Genomic DNA, 17971 nt, shown 5'->3' on the forward strand with positions numbered 1-17971 from the left:
GCTCAGGTGTTCTTCGGGTACACGGTGTACTCGTGGCAGTCGGCGCACCCCTTCACCAGCGCCTTGTCGAACTTGCCGTGGGGACTGTTCAGGGTGACCTGGTGCTTGTCGTGGTGCCAGTCTCCCCACCCGTCCCCGTGGACACGCACCCACACGTCGCCCTGGCAGCCGGTGTTGTACTTGATGCCGGTGGCCTTGACCGTGCTGAGGTCGAGCGAGTAGACGGACCCGCACGAACGGCTGTACATCAGCCATCCCCGCTCCTCTTCGAGGATCGAGTCGGCCGCGGAGGCGGGGGTGGTGGCGAGCATGAGAGCCGCGGCGAGACTGCCGAGGACGGTGATGGTGCGCTTGCCCATGAGGGTTCCTCCCGTTGTCGAAGCAGGTACCACTGTGGGGCGGCCGGGGACCGCGCGGTACCTCGAACGTTTCAGGGTCCGGACAGCTCGCACCACACGGTCTTGCCCGCAGGTGTCAGCCACACGCCCCAGCGCCGGGCGACCGCGTCGAGCAGGAGCAGACCGCGGCCGGTCTCGTCGTCCGGGTTCGGGTGGCGGGCGATGAGCCAGGCGTGCGGGTCGGGGTCGGTGACCTCCAGGCGGGTACGGCCGTCCGGGGTGCGGAACAGGCGGACGGCCACCGGGGTGCTCTCGCCGACATGCTTGATCACGTTGGTGAGCAATTCGGTCACGCAGAGCTGGACTTCGGGGCAGGGTGCGCCGAGGTGCTCGCGGACGGCGTGGCGTACCTCCGGTACGGCCTTGGGGAGTGCGAGCAGTTCGAGGACGAGCGGTTCGTTCACCGGCCCGCCGCCTTGCGCAGGGCGGTGATCAGGGCGCGGGCGGTGGCCTGGTTGCAGTTGCCGAGTGCGATGAGAGGCCGTACGGGGAGCGCGCCGGCGAACGTCGGCAGGTCCACGCCGAGGGAGGGGAGCGTGATGCCGTTCGCCTCCAGGGCGGTGCGGAGGTCTTCGACGCAGGCGTCGGTGTCGTCGTCGTGGGGGCGGTTCATGGGCGTACGCCTTTCTGCGGCCTGTGCGCTCTGTGAGGAATCAGTCACAGCGTGGCGTCAAGGGGCGTACCGTGAAAAGTGTTTGGGTTGCGCCCGGTAACAGGCAAATGGCGGTGGTGAGTTGTGCCCCCTCGTAAGGATCCCGACGCGTCGGCGAACGTCCCCTCCTTCTACGGCGCCGAGTTGCGCTTCAAGAGGGAGGAAGCGGGCCTGACGCTCGAACAGCTGGCGGAGGGGAGCTTCCGGGGCATCCCGTTCCTCAGTCAGATCGAGCGGGGCGAGCGGCGCATGCCGATGGATCTGGCCCGGCACGTCGACAAGGTGCTGAAGACGGACGGATTTTTCGAGCGGCGCTGTGAAGACGCCCGCAAGGCGAAGCAGTCGGGGCATGCGGAGTACTTCGCGGATGTCGCGGAGATGGAGAAACATGCGGAGACGATCGAGGACTGGGCGCCGTCGCTGATCCCAGGGCTGTTGCAGACCAGGGCGTACGCCCAGAAGGTTGTGGAGACCTCGCTGCCGTGGCTGCCGCCCGAGACCGTCGAGAACCAAGTCAAGGCCCGCATGGAGCGCGCGAAGCTCTGGGAGTGTGAGGAGCACCCGTCGTTCTGGGCTGTTCTCCACGAGTCGCTGATCCGCAGGCCGCTCCTGGACCCCGAGGAGATGGCCGTCCAGCTCAGGCACATCGCGCACGTAATCCGCTCCACGCAGAGCGTTCTGCAGATCCTTCCGGAAACATCAGCCGCGCACCCGTTCATGATGGGCATGGTCAGGGTCATGACCTTCCCGGACGCACCACCGGTGGTGTACACGGAGGGACTCCACAGCGGCCAGCTCATCGACTATCCGGCCCTCGTGAAGAACTACCGGAGGTCGTACGATCTGCTCAGGGCAGCGGCGCTGCCACCGGAGGCCTCCCTGGCCGTGATCGAGGCAGCAGCAGAGGATTACCGGAATGAATCCCAACAGCAGGATCGACCTGAGCTCCGTTCAGTGGCGCAAGAGTAGTTACAGCAACGGCAGCGGTGGCGAGTGCGTCGAGGTCGCCGACAACCTCCCCGGCACCGTCCCCGTCCGCGACTCCAAGAACCCTTCCGGCCCCGCCCTGGTGTTCCCCACCCACACCTGGGCCGCCTTCATCCGCTCCCTGTAACTATTCAGGTACCGCTCCCGTGCGTGCCCCCCGAAACTCATCTGTGTCAGAACCACTGAGTTGAACGGGGAAGCACATGCGATCAAGCATCCTGACAAGGACGCTCGTCAGCGCCGTCACCGTCGTCGGAATCGCCGCCGGGAGCCTGGCAGCCGCGGGTACCGGCTTCGCGGCGTCCGAGCCGGTCGCGAAGCCGGCGGCGGTTTCCGGGGACGTCAGCACGCTCGCGACGAACAACTTCGGCCTGACCGCCGTGCAGGCGAAGAGGGTCCAGGTCTGGCTGAAGAAGCACCACGGCTACACGGGCTCGCTCGACGGGAAGCTCGGCACCGGCAGCTGGAAGTCGTTCCAGAAGTGCCTCAAGCAGTACTGGGGTTACCGTGGCGCGATCGACGGGAAGCCCGGCAAGAACACGGTGAAGGCGCTGCAGCACCTGCTGAAGAAGGGCTACGGCTACCGCGGCGCGATCGACGGTGCCGCCGGATCGGGCACCAAGTCCGCGTTCAAGAAGTTCGCCGCCGGGGCCCCCTCCGCCAAGCGGACCGGCCTCCACTGACCGACCGCAGTCGAGTGGCGCGCCCCCGGTTTACAGGGACCGGGGACGCGCCACTCGGCAGTTCGGTCAGCCCTTCACCCCGTCAGGTCCTTGCCGCAGCGCCTGCCAGGTCTTCGGGCCCACGATCCCGTCCGCGTCCAGCTCCGCCCGCTTCTGGAAGGCGACGACGGCAGCCTTGGTCAGGGGACCGAAGCCGCCGTCCACCTCACCGACTTCGGTGATCCCGTGCAGGTGCCTGAGCAGGCACTGGAGCTCTCTGACCTGGCTGCCGCCCTCGCCCTGCTTGACGGTGAAGTCCCAGGTGCTGCTCCAGCCCGCCGTGTAGCCGCGGCCGTTCTTGGTGTCCTCGTACACCGTGGGCTTCTCACAGGTGGGCGCCGCGGCGGCTGCCGGGGCCTCGTCGCGCAGGGTGTACGTCACCGTCGTAGCCGTGCCCAGGGCCACCGCCGCGAGCGCCGCGACCAGGACCGGCCGTCGCCACCGCCGCGGCCGCAGGCGGGGCAGGCGGGCCGAGCGGGCGCTGCCCGCAGCCTGTTCCGCGCGGCGCAGCAGGGCCTCGGTGCCGATCCGGTCGGCGTGCGTAGGGCCCAGGCAGTCCCGCACGATCTCCCGCCAGGCGTCCGGGAGTTCGGGCGACAGACGCAGTTCCTCGGTGCCCCGCGCATAGCGCGTCGCCGCGTCGCAGCGGGCTTCCGTGGTGCCTCCCGGCAGCGGGAACGTCCCCGTCAGCACGACGTGCGCGAGGACGCCGAAGGCCCAGATGTCGGCGGAGGGCCGGATCCGGGCGCCCCGCTCGTCGATCTCGGGCCAGAGCAGCTCCGGCGGCGTGTAGTCCGGCGTGGCGAACGCCGGCGCGTAGGCGTGGGTGCCCTGCAGCTCCGCGGCCATGTTGAAGTCGGCGAGCCGCACCGAAACGTCCTTCAGCAGCAGCACGTTGGCCGGCTTGAGGTCGCCGTGCACCCAGCCGGCGTGGTGCAGCTGGTGCAGGCCCTCGCAGATCTGGGCGAGCAGGGCAGGCCCCGCCTCCGGCCTCGGCGTGTGCTCCAGTACGGCGTCCAGGGAGCCCTCGGCCCGCTCCAGTACGAGGACGGTGGCGCCGTCGAGTTCGGGGTGGTCCGGGTCGTCGACCGTGAGCGTGTCGTACATCCGGATCAGGCGCGGTGCGCGCAGTTTCTCCAGCAGCTCCACCTCGCGCTCGGCCAGTTCGCGCAGATGGCGCAGCTGTCGCGGGGTGCGGGTGCCGGTGGGCAGGAACTTCAGCGCCGCCTCGCGGGGAAGCTCCGGCTCCTCGTCGCCGGTGTGCCTGGCCGCGTAGACGGTGGAGAACGCGCCGGACGCGAGGGGCGCGCGGACCTCCCAGGCGCCGACTCGGTAGCCCTTCGGCACGGGAACCGCGTACGACCTGTGGGGTTGCTCGTTCACCGGGCCACCTCGCTCGTTGGCGGAAGCGGGGCCGGGGCGAGCACCGCGAGGTCGTCCTCGCGGATGAGGTCGAAGCGGAGCGCCAGAGACACCAGCGACTCCTTCTTGCCGTTGACGCGCAGGCCCGGTTCCGCCGTGTCCGGGCCGGGCCTCAGCCGCAGCTTGACGGCCAGGTAGTCGATGTTCCAGTACACGGCGGAGCGGCTGACCGTGGGCCAGACGGACCGCAGGCGGTCCACCAGTTGCTCCACGGCGGGCAGCGGAGCGTGCGGCTCGCCGCGCAGCCGGGGTTCGCACAGGGCGGCCAGGACCGCGAAGTAGCGCTTGGTGCGGTCCAGGGCGAACGCCGGCGTGGTGAGGGCCCCGGAGAGCCCGTGGCGCTCGACGCTGCGGAAGGCGTGGCGTGGCGCCCAGACGTCGAAGGCGAGCAGATCGCCCGCGGCGGGCAGCACCACCCGCGAGAACTCGAACGGCACGGGCGCGTCCAGGCGGCCCGGCGCGATCTTGATGTGTTCGCCCGCGCCCTCCGGGTTCTCCACGACGTAGGTCTGGTCCTCGCTGAGATTGCTCAGCAGCCAGAAGTTCCGGTGGGCCGTGATCGACCCGGCGACCCGGGGAACCCCCTGGTGGTCGATGGTGAGACTGCCGTCCGTCCCGGCCCTGCCGAACGTCAGCTGTTCGCCCGCGGCGATCCTGAGCTGCCCGTCCGAGCTGCCGCACATCGGTGGTACGACGATGACGCTGTACATGGAGTCGTCCCCCTCCTCCTGCAACGCCAGGGGGCGCAGCAGCCCCCCGCCCGATGAGGGGCAGGGTAAGGGACGCTTCTGAACGACGGCGAAGCTTTGTTCGCGTCACGGCGAGTCGGTGAAGGTTGCGGGGAGAGCGTGAGGAGGAACGCAGGGAAACGGCCTCCGGCCGTAGTACGTCCCTTGGTACATCCCTTCGTGCGCGAGCGCGGTCTCCGGCCCTCCCCCGAGGGAGCCGGAGACCGCCGCTACGGGGCGCCCGTCAGCAGGGACGCAGGGAGTAGATCGGGTCCCAGGTGGCCCTGCCGGCCTCGTACGCCGTGGACGTCCAGCGGACGCTGCCGTCCTGGTTGTAGAACTTGGCGACCGTGCCGGGCGTCTGGTTGTTGGTGAACGGGCCGTCGCCGGTCCAGTTGGTGACGTTCCACGTCTGGCACTTGTAGAAGTCGAACTTGGTGCCCTTGACGATCATGCACAGGTGCCCGTAGCCACAGTCCAGGTCCTGCGCGCCGAGCTTGTTCTTCGGGGCGCGGGTGACGTTCAGGCCGTCGTACCTGACCTCGTTCGCGGAGACCTTCAGGGCCTTCGGGTGGCCGGCGAGCACCTGGTCGGCGGTCTGCTGGATGCCCGTCACCCGGGTGCCGTCCGGCGAGTCGGCCGCGGTGGCCGCGACCGTCGAGCCGGCGAGCAGCGCGGTGGCCGCGACGAGAAGCGCGGCCGGTTTGATGATGTTCACTGTTGTTCCCCCATGAACGTCGTCGGTCATGCCGCCGAAGCGGTGTGCACACACCGTCCCAACACCGGCCGATGCGAGGTACCTCGGACGTCTCAGGGTCACTTCTTGCCGGGAGGCGCGTACTCCTTGAGGTAGTGAGCGACGCGGGCGGAGTAGGCGCGGTACTTCGGGGGAACACCGCCCGCGGCGTTCACCTTCTTGTACGAGGTCCGGTAGGCGGCGGCGAGCAGTACGCGGCGGTCGCCCGGCAGGGAGGTGTTCAGAAGGGGTTCCATGTAGCACAGGTAGCGGCCCATGGCCGGGATGGACACCGAGGGCGACAGGGGCGGCGTAGGGGTGGCCGAGGCGGGCACGCCGTCCGGGCGGATCCACCAGCGCAGCACACCGGGGGTCCAGCGGGCGATGCCGTATTCGCCGCCGTCCACGGACGGGTCGGCGAGGTTCGGGTCGAAGTCGCTCTCCACCTTCAGCATTGCCGCGATGAGCGCCGGGGAGACCTCCCGCTGGAGGCAGTCGTGGGCCGAGTCGACGATGAGATGGCGGTAGCGCACCGGGACGCCCTTGTCCGTACGGAGTTCGGAGGCGCCGTAGGCGGCGGCCCCCGTGACCGCCTTGCCGTCGTCCGGCCCCGAGTCGGCCCAGTTGCTGATGCCGTAGCCGAGTGCCGCCACGGCCACCGTCGCCACCGCCGATGCCAGCGCCACCGCGGACCGGCGCCGGCGGGACAGCAGCACCCTGGGCAGCCGGGGCGAGCGTCCCGTACCGGCCGCCTCCTCGACCCGGCGCAGCAGCGCGTCGGTGCCGACGCGGTCCGCGTGCGTCCGGGACAGGCAGTCCCGCACGATCTCCCGCCAGGCGTCCGGGAGTTCGGGGGACAGGCGCAGCTCGTCGGTGCCGCGCGCGTAGGCGGCGGCCGCGTCGCGGCGTGCGGTAGGGGTGCCGCCGGGCAGCGGGAAGGAGTCGGTGAGGACGAGGTGGGCGAGGACACCGAACGCCCAGACGTCGGCGGACGGCCGGATCTGGCGGCCGCGTGCGCCGATCTCCGACCACAGCAGCTCGGGCGGCGTGTAGTCGGGGGTGGAGAACGCGGGCGTGTACGCGTGGGTGCCCTCCAGCTCCGCGGCCATGTTGAAGTCCGCCAGCCGTGCCGAACCGTCCTTCATCAGCAGCACGTTGGCCGGTTTCAGGTCGCCGTGCACCCAGCCGGCGCGGTGCAGCTGGGCCAGCCCCTCGCAGATCTGCGCGAGCAGCGCGGGCCCCGCGGCCGGCCGGGGCGTGGCCGAGAGCTGGGCGGACAGGGAGCGTTCCGCCTTCTCCAGTACGAGGACGGTGGCGCCGTCGAGGGCGGGGCGCGACGGGTCGTCGACGGTGAGGGTCTCGTACATCCGGATGAGGCGCGGGCGTCTGAGCCTGCGGTGCAACGCGATCTCGCGCTCGACGAGTTCGCGCAGATGCGTCAACTGGCGTGGGGTGCCCGTGCCGGTGGGCAGGAACTTCAGGGCGGCCGTGCGGGGCAACTCCTCGCCGGCCGCGTCGGCCGTACGCCGCCCCTCGTACACACTCCCGAAGGCGCCCGTCGCGATCGGCTCCCGTACCTCCCAGACGCCGACCCGGTACCCCTTGGGCACCGGCACGGCGTACGGCTCGGTCACCGGCCCACCCGGCCGGAGGGCGCGGCGGCCAGGACGACCAGGTCGTCCTCCCGGACGAGGTCGAAGCGGAGCGCGAGCGAGACCAGCGACTCCTTCTTGCCGTTGAGGCGCGGGCCCGTGTCGGCTTCGTCCGGACCGGGCTTCAGGCGCAGCTTCACCGCGAGGTAGTCGATGTTCCACTGCACCGAAGTGCGGGACGCGGTCGGCCAGTTCGGGCGCAGCCGGTCCACGACCTGGTCCACCGTGGGCAGCGCGGCGTGCGGTTCGCCCCTCAGACGGGGTTCGCACAGGGCGGCGAGGACCGCGAAGTAGCGCTTGGTGCGGTCGACGGCGAAGGCGGGGGCGGTGGTCGCGCCGTCGAGTCCGCCGTGGGAGTGGAGGTAGTCGTGGCGCGGCGCCCACACCTCGATCGGCAGCAGGTCGCCCGCGGCGGGCAGCACGATCCGCGAGAACTCGAAGGGGACCGGTGCGTCGAGACGGCCCGGCCCGACCTTGATGTGCTCGCCCGCGCCCTCCGGGTTCTCCACGACGTACGTCTGCGCGCGGCTGAGGTTGCTCAGTATCCAGAAGGCGCCCTGCGCGGTGATCTCGCCGGCCCGGCGGGACACCCCGTCGTGCGGGATCGTCACGTCGACGTCGACCGCCGAACGCCCGAAGGTCAGCCGCTCGCCGGGTGCGAGCCGGAACTGGTTGCGGTTTCGCTCGTCCTCCGTGGTCGGCGGAGGTACCACGATGATGCTGTACAAGGTGCGTCTCCCGTGCCTGCCGGCTACCCACGTCAGAGTAGGGCGACGCCCGAGGGCCGTGTCCCCCTCGTACGGTGAGACACGGCCCTCGACGGTTTATTGGCGCAAACTTGTCAGTGGCGCGTGCGCCGGCTCAGGAGCCTCAGTAGCGCGGCCGGTTGAACCAGGCGTTGCCGTTCGCGTTGCCGACGAACACGGCGACCAGAATGGCGAGCACCGTGTGGACGAGGCCCACGATGATGAACGGGTAGATGCCGAGGACCGCGGTGATGATGCCGAAGACCAGGATCGTGATCCGGACGCCGTTGCCGCCGCTGTTGAACTTCAGCGCGAGCACGATCGCGAAGACGGCCCAGGCCAGCGCGAACACCGTGAAGCCCCACAGTGCGCCGGTCGAGTAGTTCTTGAGCGCTTCGAAGGCGGCGTCGTTGTCGAGCTTGCCGTTCTTCGCGGCCTGGATGGTCGCGGCGCTGAAGGCGAAGAGGGCGACACCCAGGAGCTGCAGGCCGACGATGACCCACAGCATCACGCGGGCAGCGCTCACCGAGCTGGGCATCGTCGTCATCACGGGGCCGCCGTAGGGGCCCGCCGGGGGAGCCGCGGGGTAGCCGTAGCCGGCCTGCGGCTGCTGCTGCTGCGGGTAGCCGTAGCCAGGCTGCTGGCCCTGCGGGGGGCCGTAGGGGTTGTTCGGGTCGCCGAAACTCATGGCGGGTGTTCCTCCGTTGCTCCAAGTGCGGGGACGACGCGCGGCGCCGTACGGAGGAAGGTTCTGTTGAGGCGGTCGTCCCCCCGATGAGCTGGCCGCGGCACTATCACGCCATCGTTCTTTACGGCTGACTTACTTGTCCAGCCGCAAGTCATATGTGTTGTGCAAGAGCAACCTGGCTGATCTTGGGCAGGGCCCCATGGCCTGATAGGCGCGAGGCGTGACGTGCCGCCTTCAGGCCCCCGGATTGGAACCGGGGGGCGGTCATCCGCGAGGATGGGGCCATGACCGCCCAGATTCTCGATGGCAAGGCCACCGCAGCCGCGATCAAGTCCGATCTGACCGCCCGCGTGGCGGCGCTGAAGGAGAAGGGCGTCACGCCCGGCCTCGGCACGATCCTCGTCGGGAGCGACCCCGGCAGCCAGAAGTACGTCGCCGGCAAGCACCGCGACTGCGCCCAGGTCGGCATCGCCTCCATCCAGCGTGAACTGCCGGAGACAGCGACGCAGGAGGAGATCGAGGCCGTCGTACGGGAGCTGAACGAGGACCCGGCGTGCACCGGTTACATCGTCCAGCTGCCGCTGCCCAAGGGCATCGACGAGAACCGGATCCTGGAGCTCATGGACCCGGACAAGGACGCCGACGGCCTGCACCCGATGAACCTCGGCCGCCTCGTCCTGAACGAGCCGGCCCCGCTGCCCTGCACCCCCAACGGCGTCCTCACCCTCCTTCGCCGCTACGGCGTCGAGATCAAGGGCGCCGAGGTCGTGGTCGTCGGCCGCGGTGTCACCATCGGCCGCCCGATGCCCCTGCTGCTCACCCGCCGCAGCGAGAACGCGACCGTGACCCAGTGCCACACCGGCACGCGCGACCTGTCGTCCCACCTCAAGCGCGCGGACATCATCGTCGCCGCCGCGGGTTCGGCCCACCTGATCCGTCCCGAGGACGTGAAGCCGGGCGCCGCCGTCCTCGACGTCGGTGTGTCGCGCAGCGCCGAGGGCAAGATCGTGGGCGACGTCCACCCGGGCGTCGCCGAGGTGGCCGGCTGGATCTCGCCGAACCCGGGCGGTGTCGGCCCGATGACCCGTGCGCAGCTGCTCGTCAACGTGGTCGAGGCGGCGGAGCGCAGTGCCGGCTGAGGCGAAGGGCCCCGAGCGGGCGGCGAGGGAGACCGAGCGTGAGGTGAAGCATCCCGAGCGGCAGGCGGAGGAGACCGAGCGCGAGGTGAAGCACCCCGAGCGGCAGGCGGAGGAGACCGTGCGCGACGCGATCAGCGCCCCGGACGCCGAGGGGAGGCCGCGCCGCACGACCCGCCGCTTCCCGCTGTTCACGAAGGACACCGCGCGCCCCGAGGGCGGCGGCCGGGCCGCCCCGGGCGACGCTCCCGCGCCCGCCCGGCAGTGGCCGATCCTCGCCGTCCTCGGCCTGGTCGCGCTCGGTCTGCTGCTGACCGCTCTCGACGCCTTCCGCTATGGCACCCTGCTGATCGGCATCGCCCTGGTGGCAGGCGCCGTGCTGCGCTGGGTCCTGCCCGACGTCGGCATGCTCGCCGTGCGCTCCCGCTTCACGGACATCGCCACCTACGGCCTGCTGGGCACGGCGATCGTCCTGCTGGCGATGATGGTGCAGCCGAACCCGTGGCTGCAGATCCCGTTCCTGAAGGACACGCTGCACTTCACGGTGAGCAGCGGCTAGCCGCCGCGGGGAACGATTCACGACGACGGCCCGTCCTCTCCCCCGATGAAGGACGGGCCGTCGCCGAGACCCACCCTCCTGCAGGGTGAACTGCCTGTTCAACGGCTGTCAGAGCGCTGTGGCACGGAGGTGACCGTTCCGCAACGCGGGAACCATCGGCGGGCCTGTGTCGTCACCTGGTCAGACCGGGCAGTGCGAGGAACGCCGTGGAGGTGGGCGATGGGCGGCTGGCAGCCGCTGGCGGAGGATCTGCCGCCGGAGGTGCGGCACTTCGTGGAGCAGCTGCGGCTCCTCAAGGACCGTACGGGGCTCAGCCTCGTCTCCCTCGGCGCCCGCACCGCGTACAGCAAGTCCTCCTGGCACCGCTACCTCAACGCGACCCAGCCCCCGCCCCGGCAGGCGGTCCTCGCCCTGTGCCGGATCGCGGGCCTCGCCGACGCGGACGCCGAACGCTTCGCCGTGCGCTGGGAACTGGCCGTCAAGGCCTGGCCGCGCCCGGCGAAACCCGCCGGTGAGGAGAGCGAGCCCGAGTACGAGGACGACCCCACGCTGCCGTGGTGGGACGCACCCGAAGAGGCCAGCGGCCGCAGGCCCGGCGCATGGCCGCTGCTCTACGCCGCACTGCTCCTCCTCCTCATGCTGCTGGTCCTGGCCGTGGGTGCCGTCCTCCTCGGGTGAGTTGCCCGTGAGTGGGGTGGATACGTCCGTGACATGTGGGGTTGTCCATGTGTGACTGCCGTGTTGATGTATTGACAAGTTTGCGGATTTGACACGGGATTGTTCGAAGAGCGGGCTAGCGTGGGCGCGTCCGGCCGGGCGGCGGAGGGGGCCGCCGGTGGGACACTGGACCACGGCCGGGTCGGCGTGCAACGGTGCATGCCGCGCGGCTCGAACGCTCCCGTGCGCCCCCATCCCGGGAACTGAGATCCTTACTGGGCGCATCCCTGTGGGTAGCCAGAACGGGCACCACGCGCGGGGGAACGCGAGGAAGACCAGCACAACCGGGGGAAGAGGGGGGAAGCAATGCCTCGTTGGAGGGCCTTGCCGGACGAACTCGATCCACAGGTCAGGGAGTTCGCGAGCCAGCTGCGCCGGCTCGTGGACCGCAGCGGCCTGAGCATCGCGTCGGTGGCCGACCGTACGGGCTACAGCAAGACGTCCTGGGAGCGGTATCTGAACGGTCGGCTGCTCGCGCCCAAGGGCGCGATCGTGGCGTTGGCAGAGGTCACGGGTACCAACCCGATCCATCTGACGACCATGTGGGAGCTCGCCGAGCGCGCCTGGAGCCGTTCGGAGATGCGCCACGACATGACCATGGAGGCCATCCGGATATCCCAGGCGCGCGCCGCGCTCGGTGAGTTCGGGGCGCCGCCCGCCAATGCCAAGGGGGGCACGACGGCTCGCAGGTCCGGCAGCGCGACGGCGACGCCGGGGATCGCGGGCCCGGCCGGCGTGGCACCGACGGTGCCGCCGCAGCCGAGGGCGCCGGACGCGCAGGACTCGGCGGGTTCCGCTCCCGCCGCTCCCGCCGACTCCCCGGCCTCCTCTCCCGCCCGTTCCCCGGCTTCTCCCGCGGGGAGTTCCTCCGGCGCGAACTCGTGGGGGGTGGCCGGATACCGGGGCCCCGCGCAGTCCGCCGCGCGCCCGCCCGGGGCCGCGACGCCGACACCGAAGCCGACACCGGCGCCGGGGCCGGTGGCCGACGGTCCGGGCTGGACGCCGGGGACGCCGAGCCCGTTCGGCGAGCCGCCGCAGGGCCCTCGGCCCGGGGGGAACTCCTCCTCCGGCGGGGGCAGGCGCAGGCTGACGATGTTCCTCGCGGGTGTCGTGGGCGTGCTGGTCGTGATCGCTGCGGTGTTCTACCTGACCGACAAGGGCTCGGACAAGAAGAACGAGGGTGGCGGCTCGCCGTCGCCGTCCGTCAGCGCACAGACCGACCTGCCGGCCGGCGTGAAGTGCAGCGGTGCCTCCTGCACCGGCAAGGACGCCGAGGCCATGGGCTGCACCAAGGACACCGCCGCGGTGACCACCGCCAAGACGGCCGTCGTCGGCACGACCACGGTCGAGGTGCGGTACAGCAAGACGTGCGGCGCTGCCTGGGGCCGTATCACCCAGGCCGCGCAGGGGGACTCCGTCCAGGTGACCGCGGGCAGTGCCAAGCAGGACGACAGCATCACCGCGGCCGGGGACAACATCGCCTACACGCCGATGGTCGCCGTGAAGGACGCGGGCGAGGCGAAGGCGTGCGCGACGCTGGCTTCCGGTCAGAAGGGCTGCACGCAGTAGCGCCGTAGCGCGAGGGAAAGGCGCGGGAAAGGAGGGGGCGGCCGCCCGTCCGGGAGAGGGGGGACTGGGGCGGCCGCCGATGGGGGGTACCGACTGTGCCGGACTCCCGTGGGGGTAACGTTCGCGTGCCCGGGATGGGGGCGACTATTCCTGCCGCTCCGGATTTCTTTGCCGCCCCCGGATTTCTTCGTGCCGGGGCGTGCTGTGGGCTGGGCCACACGGACCCGGACGACCGGGATCCCGGATGCGCGATAGCCTGAGCGGTGGATCTCTTGATACCAAGAGATCGATCATTTGTACGTCCGCGCACCCCAGGGCAAGGACGCCCACCGCCAGCTGTCATACGGAGAACGCCATGACCCGCACTCCCGTGAACGTCACCGTCACCGGCGCGGCCGGCCAGATCGGTTACGCCCTGCTCTTCCGCATCGCCTCCGGCCAGCTGCTCGGCGCGGACGTGCCGGTCAAGCTGCGCCTGCTGGAGATCACGCCCGCGCTGAAGGCCGCCGAGGGCACCGCGATGGAGCTCGACGACTGCGCCTTCCCGCTGCTCCAGGGCATCGACATCACGGACGACCCGAACGTCGCCTTCGACGGCACCAACGTCGGTCTGCTCGTCGGCGCCCGCCCCCGCACCAAGGGCATGGAGCGCGGTGACCTGCTTTCCGCCAACGGCGGCATCTTCAAGCCGCAGGGCAAGGCCATCAACGACCACGCCGCGGACGACGTCAAGATCCTGGTCGTGGGCAACCCGGCCAACACCAACGCGCTGATCGCCCAGGCCGCCGCCCCGGACGTACCGGCCGAGCGCTTCACCGCGATGACCCGCCTCGACCACAACCGCGCGCTGACCCAGCTCGCGAAGAAGACGGGCTCCACGGTCGCCGACATCAAGCGCCTGACCATCTGGGGCAACCACTCCGCCACCCAGTATCCCGACATCTTCCACGCCACGGTCGCCGGCAAGAACGCCGCCGAGACGGTGAACGACGAGAAGTGGCTGGCCGAGGAGTTCATCCCGACCGTCGCCAAGCGCGGTGCCGCGATCATCGAGGCCCGTGGCGCCTCGTCCGCCGCCTCGGCCGCCAACGCCGCCATCGACCACGTGTACACCTGGGTCAACGGCACGGCGGACGGCGACTGGACCTCCATGGGTATCCCGTCGGACGGCTCCTACGGCGTCCCGGAGGGCCTGATCTCCTCGTTCCCGGTCACCACCAAGGACGGCCAGTACGAGATCGTCCAGGGCCTGGACATCAACGAGTTCTCGCGCGCCCGCATCGACGCCTCAGTGAAGGAGCTCGAGGAGGAGCGCGAGGCGGTCCGCGGTCTCGGCCTCATCTGAACCTGCTGAGCCCTTACGGCTTTACGGTTCTGTCACGACCCTGCACGGGCCCCGTTCCGGTTTCCTGCCGGAACGGGGCCCGTGGCCCTTTTCGCCGCTACCGTCAGAAGCGGTACCCAATGGGGTGATTCGGGGGGCGTGTCATGAGTGAACGGGACGGCTTCGACGGCAGCCGCGGTGACCGTCGTGATGACGGCCGCAACTCCGCTTCCGGTCCGGAGCGTGAACCGAGCGAGGAGAGAGGCCAGGCGGCCTGGGCCGCCCAGCAGCCGGGAGCCGTGCCGCCGTGGTCCTCGGCACAGACACAGACGAGCCAGTCCCCGCCGCCCTGGGCGTCGGCCGACACCTATACGGGCAGCCCCATGCCGCCGGCGGGGTCGTCGTGGCCACCGCCGCCACCACCCCCATTCCCGGGCCCAGGAGCAGGCCCTGGACCGGCACCGATGACCGTCCCGACCCCGGCGGTCCTACCCGCTCCCCGCCACGGAGCCCGCGGCCTGCTGCTCGCCCTGACCTTCGTGGTGGTCGTCGGCGCGGGCGCCGGAGCCGGCTTCTGGTATCTCACCCGCGACAACTCGACCGGTACCGGGGCCGGTTCGGCGACGGGCGTCAGCGTCACGGTCACCACCACGCAGTCGCAGCCCCCGACGCCCACCCCCACCCCCACCCCCACCGACACCGGCACCCCGACGGCCTCGACGCTCGCGTCCCCGTCGCCCTCGGTCGGCTATCGCCGCGCCGAGGATCCCGTCGGCTACACGGTCGACGTCCCGGACGGCTGGACCCGCCGTCAGGCACAGGGCAAACTCGCGCCGATCGTCTACTACGACGCTCCGGGCGGCAGCCGGCAGCTGCAGATCTTCAAGGTCACCGAGGACACCCCCTACGAGTCCCTGACCCTCGCGGAGACCGACCCCGGCTACGGCTTCGCGAAGCAGCCCGGCTACCAGGCCCTGGAGCACGACCGCGGCGACACCTGGGCCGAACTGTCGTACCGCTACAAGGACAAGGACAAGGGCACCCGACAGGTCATCGACCACCGCTTCCAGGCCGCCGACGGCACGCTGTACGCGATCCGCTCCAGCGGGCCCGCCGATCTGGACCCCACACGGGTGCGGGAGCCGCTGGCAACGGCGGTGCGTTCCTTCTGCCCGACCGGAGCGCGGTGCACATAGGCGCTGGTTGAGGGGAGTTGGTCAGGCGGTCGGGCCCAGTCGCTTCTCGAACCAGTGGGCGGCGTAGACGTGGTGCACGTACGCGGGGATCTCCGTGTACCCGGACGCCCGGTACATGGCCTGCGCCTCGGTGAGGGTGGCATGCGTGTCGAGCCGTACGACGGTGAGGCCGCGGGCCGCGGCCGCACCCTCCAGGGCTTCGAGGATCCGCCGCGCCAGGCCGAGCCGCCGTGCCTCCCGGTGCACCCACACGTGCCGGATCTCGCCCACGCCCGGCTCCAGCCGGCGCAGCGCGCCACAGCCCACCGGCCGGCCTTCCTCGTACGCGACGAAGAACGCACCGGCGTCCCCCGACACCTCGCCCGGCTCCACCAGGTCGGACTTGTCGAAGCCCTCCGGAAAGCGTTCGTCGATGTCGGCGGCGTAGGCGTCCAGGCAGGCGCGGGCGTCCGGGGCGGCGCCGTCGACGTGCTCGACGGTGATGCCGGCCAGGCGCAGCAGGCGCTGCGTTGTGGCCATCGCCTCGATGAGCTGCTCGCGCCGGCCGGGGCTCAGGGCGTCCAGGAGCCCGGCCGCGAGCGCGTCGGCCCGGCGGTTCTGCTCCTGGACCTCGACGCGCCCGGCGGGGGTCGGCTCGATCATGCGCAGCCGGTTGTCGTCCGGGTGGACGCCGACCCGGACCAGCCCCTGCGCCTCCAGTGCCTTCACCATCCGGCTCAGATATCCGGCGTCGAGCCCCAGCGCCACGCGCAGCTCGCGCAGGGAGGTCCGGCCCCGGTTCTCGGCGATCTCGAACAGCAGCCGGGCCTCGCCGAGCGGGCGGTCCTGGCCGAGGTAGTGGTCGTCGAGCGCCCCGATACGGCGCGTGAAGTAGCGGTTGAAGCGGCGGAGGGCCGCCACGTCCTCTGTCGACACGGGCTCCACCGTCCCTGGCTCCACCGTTACGGACTCCATAGTTCTTTGACTTTAGTCAAAGATTTCTCGGGGAGTCCATGGCCGGGCGCCGGTTCGGATCGATTTCGGCGGAACTTCATCCCTGTTTGCCCGCATTCTCAGTGACACAGAGCACTTTGAGCCATGGATCGCGCATGCATCCGGGGGCGAAGGGCAGGCGATCACGGTCCTCATGAGTGACAGCAGTGTCACTCAGAGGTGCTGAACTGGAACGGAAGGCAACACGGATCATGGCGGACCGAGCGAAAACCCAAGAACTGGACGCGCAGGCGACCATCCACGTGGCGGGGGAATGGCGAGCAGCCGTCTCCGGCGCCACGCGCGAGATTCTCGACCCCGCGGACGGTCAGGGCTTCGCTCTGGTCGCGGAGGGCGACGAAAAAGACACGGACCTGGCGGTCGCGGCGGCCCGCCGGGCCTTCGACCACGGCGAGTGGCCGCACACCCCCGTGGCCGAGCGTGCCGCGCTGCTGCGCCGCGTCGCCGACCTCCTGGTGCGCGACCGCGAGCGGCTCGGGCTGCTGGAGAGCCGCGACGCCGGCAAGACCGTCGAAGAGGGCCGGATCGACATCGACTGCGTCGCCGACGCCTTCCGCTACTTCGCCGACCTCGTCGCAGGCGAGGCCCCGGGCCGGGTCGTCGACGCGGGTTCGCCCGACGTCCACAGCGTCGTCGTACACGAACCCGTCGGTGTCTGCGCGCTGATCACGCCCTGGAACTACCCGCTTCTGCAGGCCAGTTGGAAGATTGCCCCCGCCCTCGCGGCCGGCAACACCTTCGTGGTCAAACCGAGCGAGATCACTCCGCTGACCACGATCGCCCTCATCGACCTGCTCACCGAGGCCGGGCTCCCCGTCGGCGTCGCGGGCATCGTCACCGGCCCCGGCCACTCGGTCGGCGCCCGTCTCGCCGAGCACCCCGACGTCGACCTGGTCTCCTTCACCGGCGGCCTGGCGAGCGGCACCAAGGTCGCGCAGGCCGCGGCGCCGAGCGTGAAGAAGGTGGCCCTCGAACTCGGCGGCAAGAACCCCAACGTCGTCTTCGCCGACGCGTGCGCCACCGACGAGGGGTTCGACACGGCCGTCGACCAGGCCCTGAACGCCGCGTTCATCCACAGCGGCCAGGTCTGCTCGGCCGGTGCCCGCCTCATCGTCGAGGAGTCCGTGCGGGAGCGCTTCGTCGCCGAACTCGCCCGCCGGGCAAGCCGGATCCGCCTCGGCCGGGGCACCGAGGACGCCGTGGAGTGCGGTCCCCTCGTCTCCGAGCAGCAGCGCGCCAAGGTCGAGGAGTACGTCGCCTCCGCGCTGGCCGAGGGCGCGGTGCTGCGGACCGGCGGCCGACGGCCCGAAGCGGCACCGGAGCGGCCCGCCGGCGGCTACTTCTACGAGCCGACTGTCCTCGACCAGTGCCACCGCGAGATGCGCGTCGTACGCGAGGAGGTCTTCGGCCCCGTCCTCACCGTCGAGACCTTCCGCACCGAGGACGAGGCGGTCGCCCTCGCCAACGACACCGAGTACGGCCTCGCGGGCGGCGTCTGGAGCGCCGACGCAGGGCGGGCCCGCAGGGTCGCCGGCCGGCTGCGGCACGGCACCGTCTGGATCAACGACTTCCACCCCTACCTGCCGCAGGCGGAGTGGGGCGGCTTCGGCAAGAGCGGCGTGGGCCGCGAACTCGGTCCCGCCGGCCTCGCCGAGTACCGCGAGACCAAGCACGTCTACCAGAACCTCGCGCCGAAGCCGGTGCGCTGGTTCGCGGGCTGAGCCGCACGCCACGACCGATCCCCCC

At 70.8% G+C, this 17971-nt stretch carries 20 protein-coding genes; 10 read left to right on the forward strand and 10 right to left on the reverse strand.

The annotated features are described in order from the left end of the window. Positions 1–2: 2 nt before the first annotated feature. From OG870_RS28760 to OG870_RS28770, 3 genes are all read right to left on the reverse strand, one after another. Positions 3–359, reverse strand: a complete 357-nt coding sequence (locus OG870_RS28760; protein WP_266519907.1) for a hypothetical protein — start codon at positions 357–359, stop codon at positions 3–5. 71 nt (positions 360–430) lie between these two features. Further along, on the reverse strand, positions 431–802 hold the full coding sequence (locus OG870_RS28765; protein ID WP_266589481.1) for an ATP-binding protein: 372 nt from the start codon (positions 800–802) through the stop codon (positions 431–433). After that, the gene (locus OG870_RS28770; RefSeq protein ID WP_266589483.1) at positions 799–1011 is read right to left on the reverse strand and encodes a hypothetical protein; all 213 of its coding nucleotides are present in this window, start codon (positions 1009–1011) and stop codon (positions 799–801) included. Before OG870_RS28770 ends, OG870_RS28765 begins: the two co-directional genes overlap by 4 nt. A 123-nt stretch (positions 1012–1134) precedes the next feature. Here OG870_RS28770 and OG870_RS28775 point away from each other — a divergent pair, with 123 nt between their 5' ends. The 3 genes from OG870_RS28775 to OG870_RS28785 all read left to right on the forward strand — a co-directional run bounded on the left by OG870_RS28775 (position 1135) and on the right by OG870_RS28785 (position 2720). After that, a complete protein-coding gene (locus OG870_RS28775) occupies positions 1135–2019 on the forward strand; it encodes a helix-turn-helix domain-containing protein (RefSeq protein ID WP_266589485.1) in 885 nt (294 codons plus the stop codon). Then, entirely contained in the window at positions 1967–2164 is a 198-nt protein-coding gene (locus OG870_RS28780; protein WP_266589487.1) for a DUF397 domain-containing protein, read from the forward strand. The genes OG870_RS28775 and OG870_RS28780 overlap by 53 nt, the downstream gene beginning before the upstream one ends. A gap of 76 nt (positions 2165–2240) precedes the next feature. Then, positions 2241–2720: a peptidoglycan-binding domain-containing protein gene (locus tag OG870_RS28785; RefSeq protein WP_266519913.1), complete on the forward strand. Its 480-nt coding sequence runs from the start codon at positions 2241–2243 to the stop codon at positions 2718–2720. 66 nt (positions 2721–2786) lie between these two features. Here OG870_RS28785 and OG870_RS28790 read toward each other — a convergent pair whose 3' ends face one another. The 6 genes from OG870_RS28790 to OG870_RS28815 all read right to left on the reverse strand — a co-directional run bounded on the left by OG870_RS28790 (position 2787) and on the right by OG870_RS28815 (position 8731). Next, on the reverse strand, positions 2787–4142 hold the full coding sequence (locus OG870_RS28790; RefSeq protein ID WP_266519916.1) for a serine/threonine-protein kinase: 1356 nt from the start codon (positions 4140–4142) through the stop codon (positions 2787–2789). After that, positions 4139–4891 carry an FHA domain-containing protein gene (locus tag OG870_RS28795; RefSeq protein ID WP_266519918.1) on the reverse strand — a complete coding sequence of 251 codons (753 nt, stop codon included), beginning with the start codon at positions 4889–4891 and terminating at the stop codon, positions 4139–4141. The genes OG870_RS28790 and OG870_RS28795 overlap by 4 nt, the downstream gene beginning before the upstream one ends. Positions 4892–5153: 262 nt before the next feature. Beyond that, positions 5154–5627, reverse strand: coding sequence for a hypothetical protein (locus OG870_RS28800; RefSeq protein WP_266589489.1), 474 nt, complete (start codon positions 5625–5627; stop codon positions 5154–5156). Positions 5628–5725: 98 nt separating this feature from the next. Further along, positions 5726–7279: a protein kinase domain-containing protein gene (locus OG870_RS28805; RefSeq protein ID WP_266589491.1), complete on the reverse strand. Its 1554-nt coding sequence runs from the start codon at positions 7277–7279 to the stop codon at positions 5726–5728. After that, positions 7276–8025: an FHA domain-containing protein gene (locus OG870_RS28810; RefSeq protein WP_266589493.1), complete on the reverse strand. Its 750-nt coding sequence runs from the start codon at positions 8023–8025 to the stop codon at positions 7276–7278. Before OG870_RS28810 ends, OG870_RS28805 begins: the two co-directional genes overlap by 4 nt. A 142-nt stretch (positions 8026–8167) precedes the next feature. Further along, positions 8168–8731: a hypothetical protein gene (locus OG870_RS28815; RefSeq protein WP_266589494.1), complete on the reverse strand. Its 564-nt coding sequence runs from the start codon at positions 8729–8731 to the stop codon at positions 8168–8170. Between the two features lie 284 nt (positions 8732–9015). On the opposite strand from OG870_RS28815, the gene OG870_RS28820 reads away from it, so the two are divergent. The 6 genes from OG870_RS28820 to OG870_RS28845 all read left to right on the forward strand — a co-directional run bounded on the left by OG870_RS28820 (position 9016) and on the right by OG870_RS28845 (position 15232). Next, positions 9016–9870, forward strand: a complete 855-nt coding sequence (locus tag OG870_RS28820; RefSeq protein ID WP_266519932.1) for a bifunctional methylenetetrahydrofolate dehydrogenase/methenyltetrahydrofolate cyclohydrolase — start codon at positions 9016–9018, stop codon at positions 9868–9870. Positions 9871–9955: 85 nt separating this feature from the next. Next, positions 9956–10426 carry a DUF3017 domain-containing protein gene (locus tag OG870_RS28825; RefSeq protein ID WP_266520584.1) on the forward strand — a complete coding sequence of 157 codons (471 nt, stop codon included), beginning with the start codon at positions 9956–9958 and terminating at the stop codon, positions 10424–10426. Between the two features lie 219 nt (positions 10427–10645). Next, positions 10646–11104 (forward strand): helix-turn-helix domain-containing protein, encoded by a 459-nt coding sequence (locus OG870_RS28830; protein ID WP_266519936.1) that lies wholly within the window; start codon positions 10646–10648, stop codon positions 11102–11104. Between the two features lie 345 nt (positions 11105–11449). Continuing rightward, positions 11450–12712, forward strand: coding sequence for a helix-turn-helix domain-containing protein (locus OG870_RS28835; protein ID WP_266589495.1), 1263 nt, complete (start codon positions 11450–11452; stop codon positions 12710–12712). A 355-nt stretch (positions 12713–13067) separates the two neighbouring features. Continuing rightward, positions 13068–14057 carry a malate dehydrogenase gene (locus tag OG870_RS28840; protein WP_266519941.1) on the forward strand — a complete coding sequence of 330 codons (990 nt, stop codon included), beginning with the start codon at positions 13068–13070 and terminating at the stop codon, positions 14055–14057. A gap of 443 nt (positions 14058–14500) precedes the next feature. Beyond that, positions 14501–15232, forward strand: a complete 732-nt coding sequence (locus OG870_RS28845) for a hypothetical protein (protein WP_266844278.1) — start codon at positions 14501–14503, stop codon at positions 15230–15232. A gap of 21 nt (positions 15233–15253) precedes the next feature. Here OG870_RS28845 and OG870_RS28850 read toward each other — a convergent pair whose 3' ends face one another. Next, positions 15254–16186: a helix-turn-helix domain-containing GNAT family N-acetyltransferase gene (locus OG870_RS28850; protein ID WP_266844276.1), complete on the reverse strand. Its 933-nt coding sequence runs from the start codon at positions 16184–16186 to the stop codon at positions 15254–15256. 230 nt (positions 16187–16416) lie between these two features. Between OG870_RS28850 and OG870_RS28855 the strand changes: the two genes are divergently transcribed. Then, on the forward strand, positions 16417–17946 hold the full coding sequence (locus tag OG870_RS28855) for an aldehyde dehydrogenase family protein (RefSeq protein ID WP_266844274.1): 1530 nt from the start codon (positions 16417–16419) through the stop codon (positions 17944–17946). Positions 17947–17971: the final 25 nt, after the last annotated feature.

This window comes from Streptomyces sp. NBC_00461 (assembly GCF_036013935.1).
GTDB lineage: Bacteria > Actinomycetota > Actinomycetes > Streptomycetales > Streptomycetaceae > Streptomyces.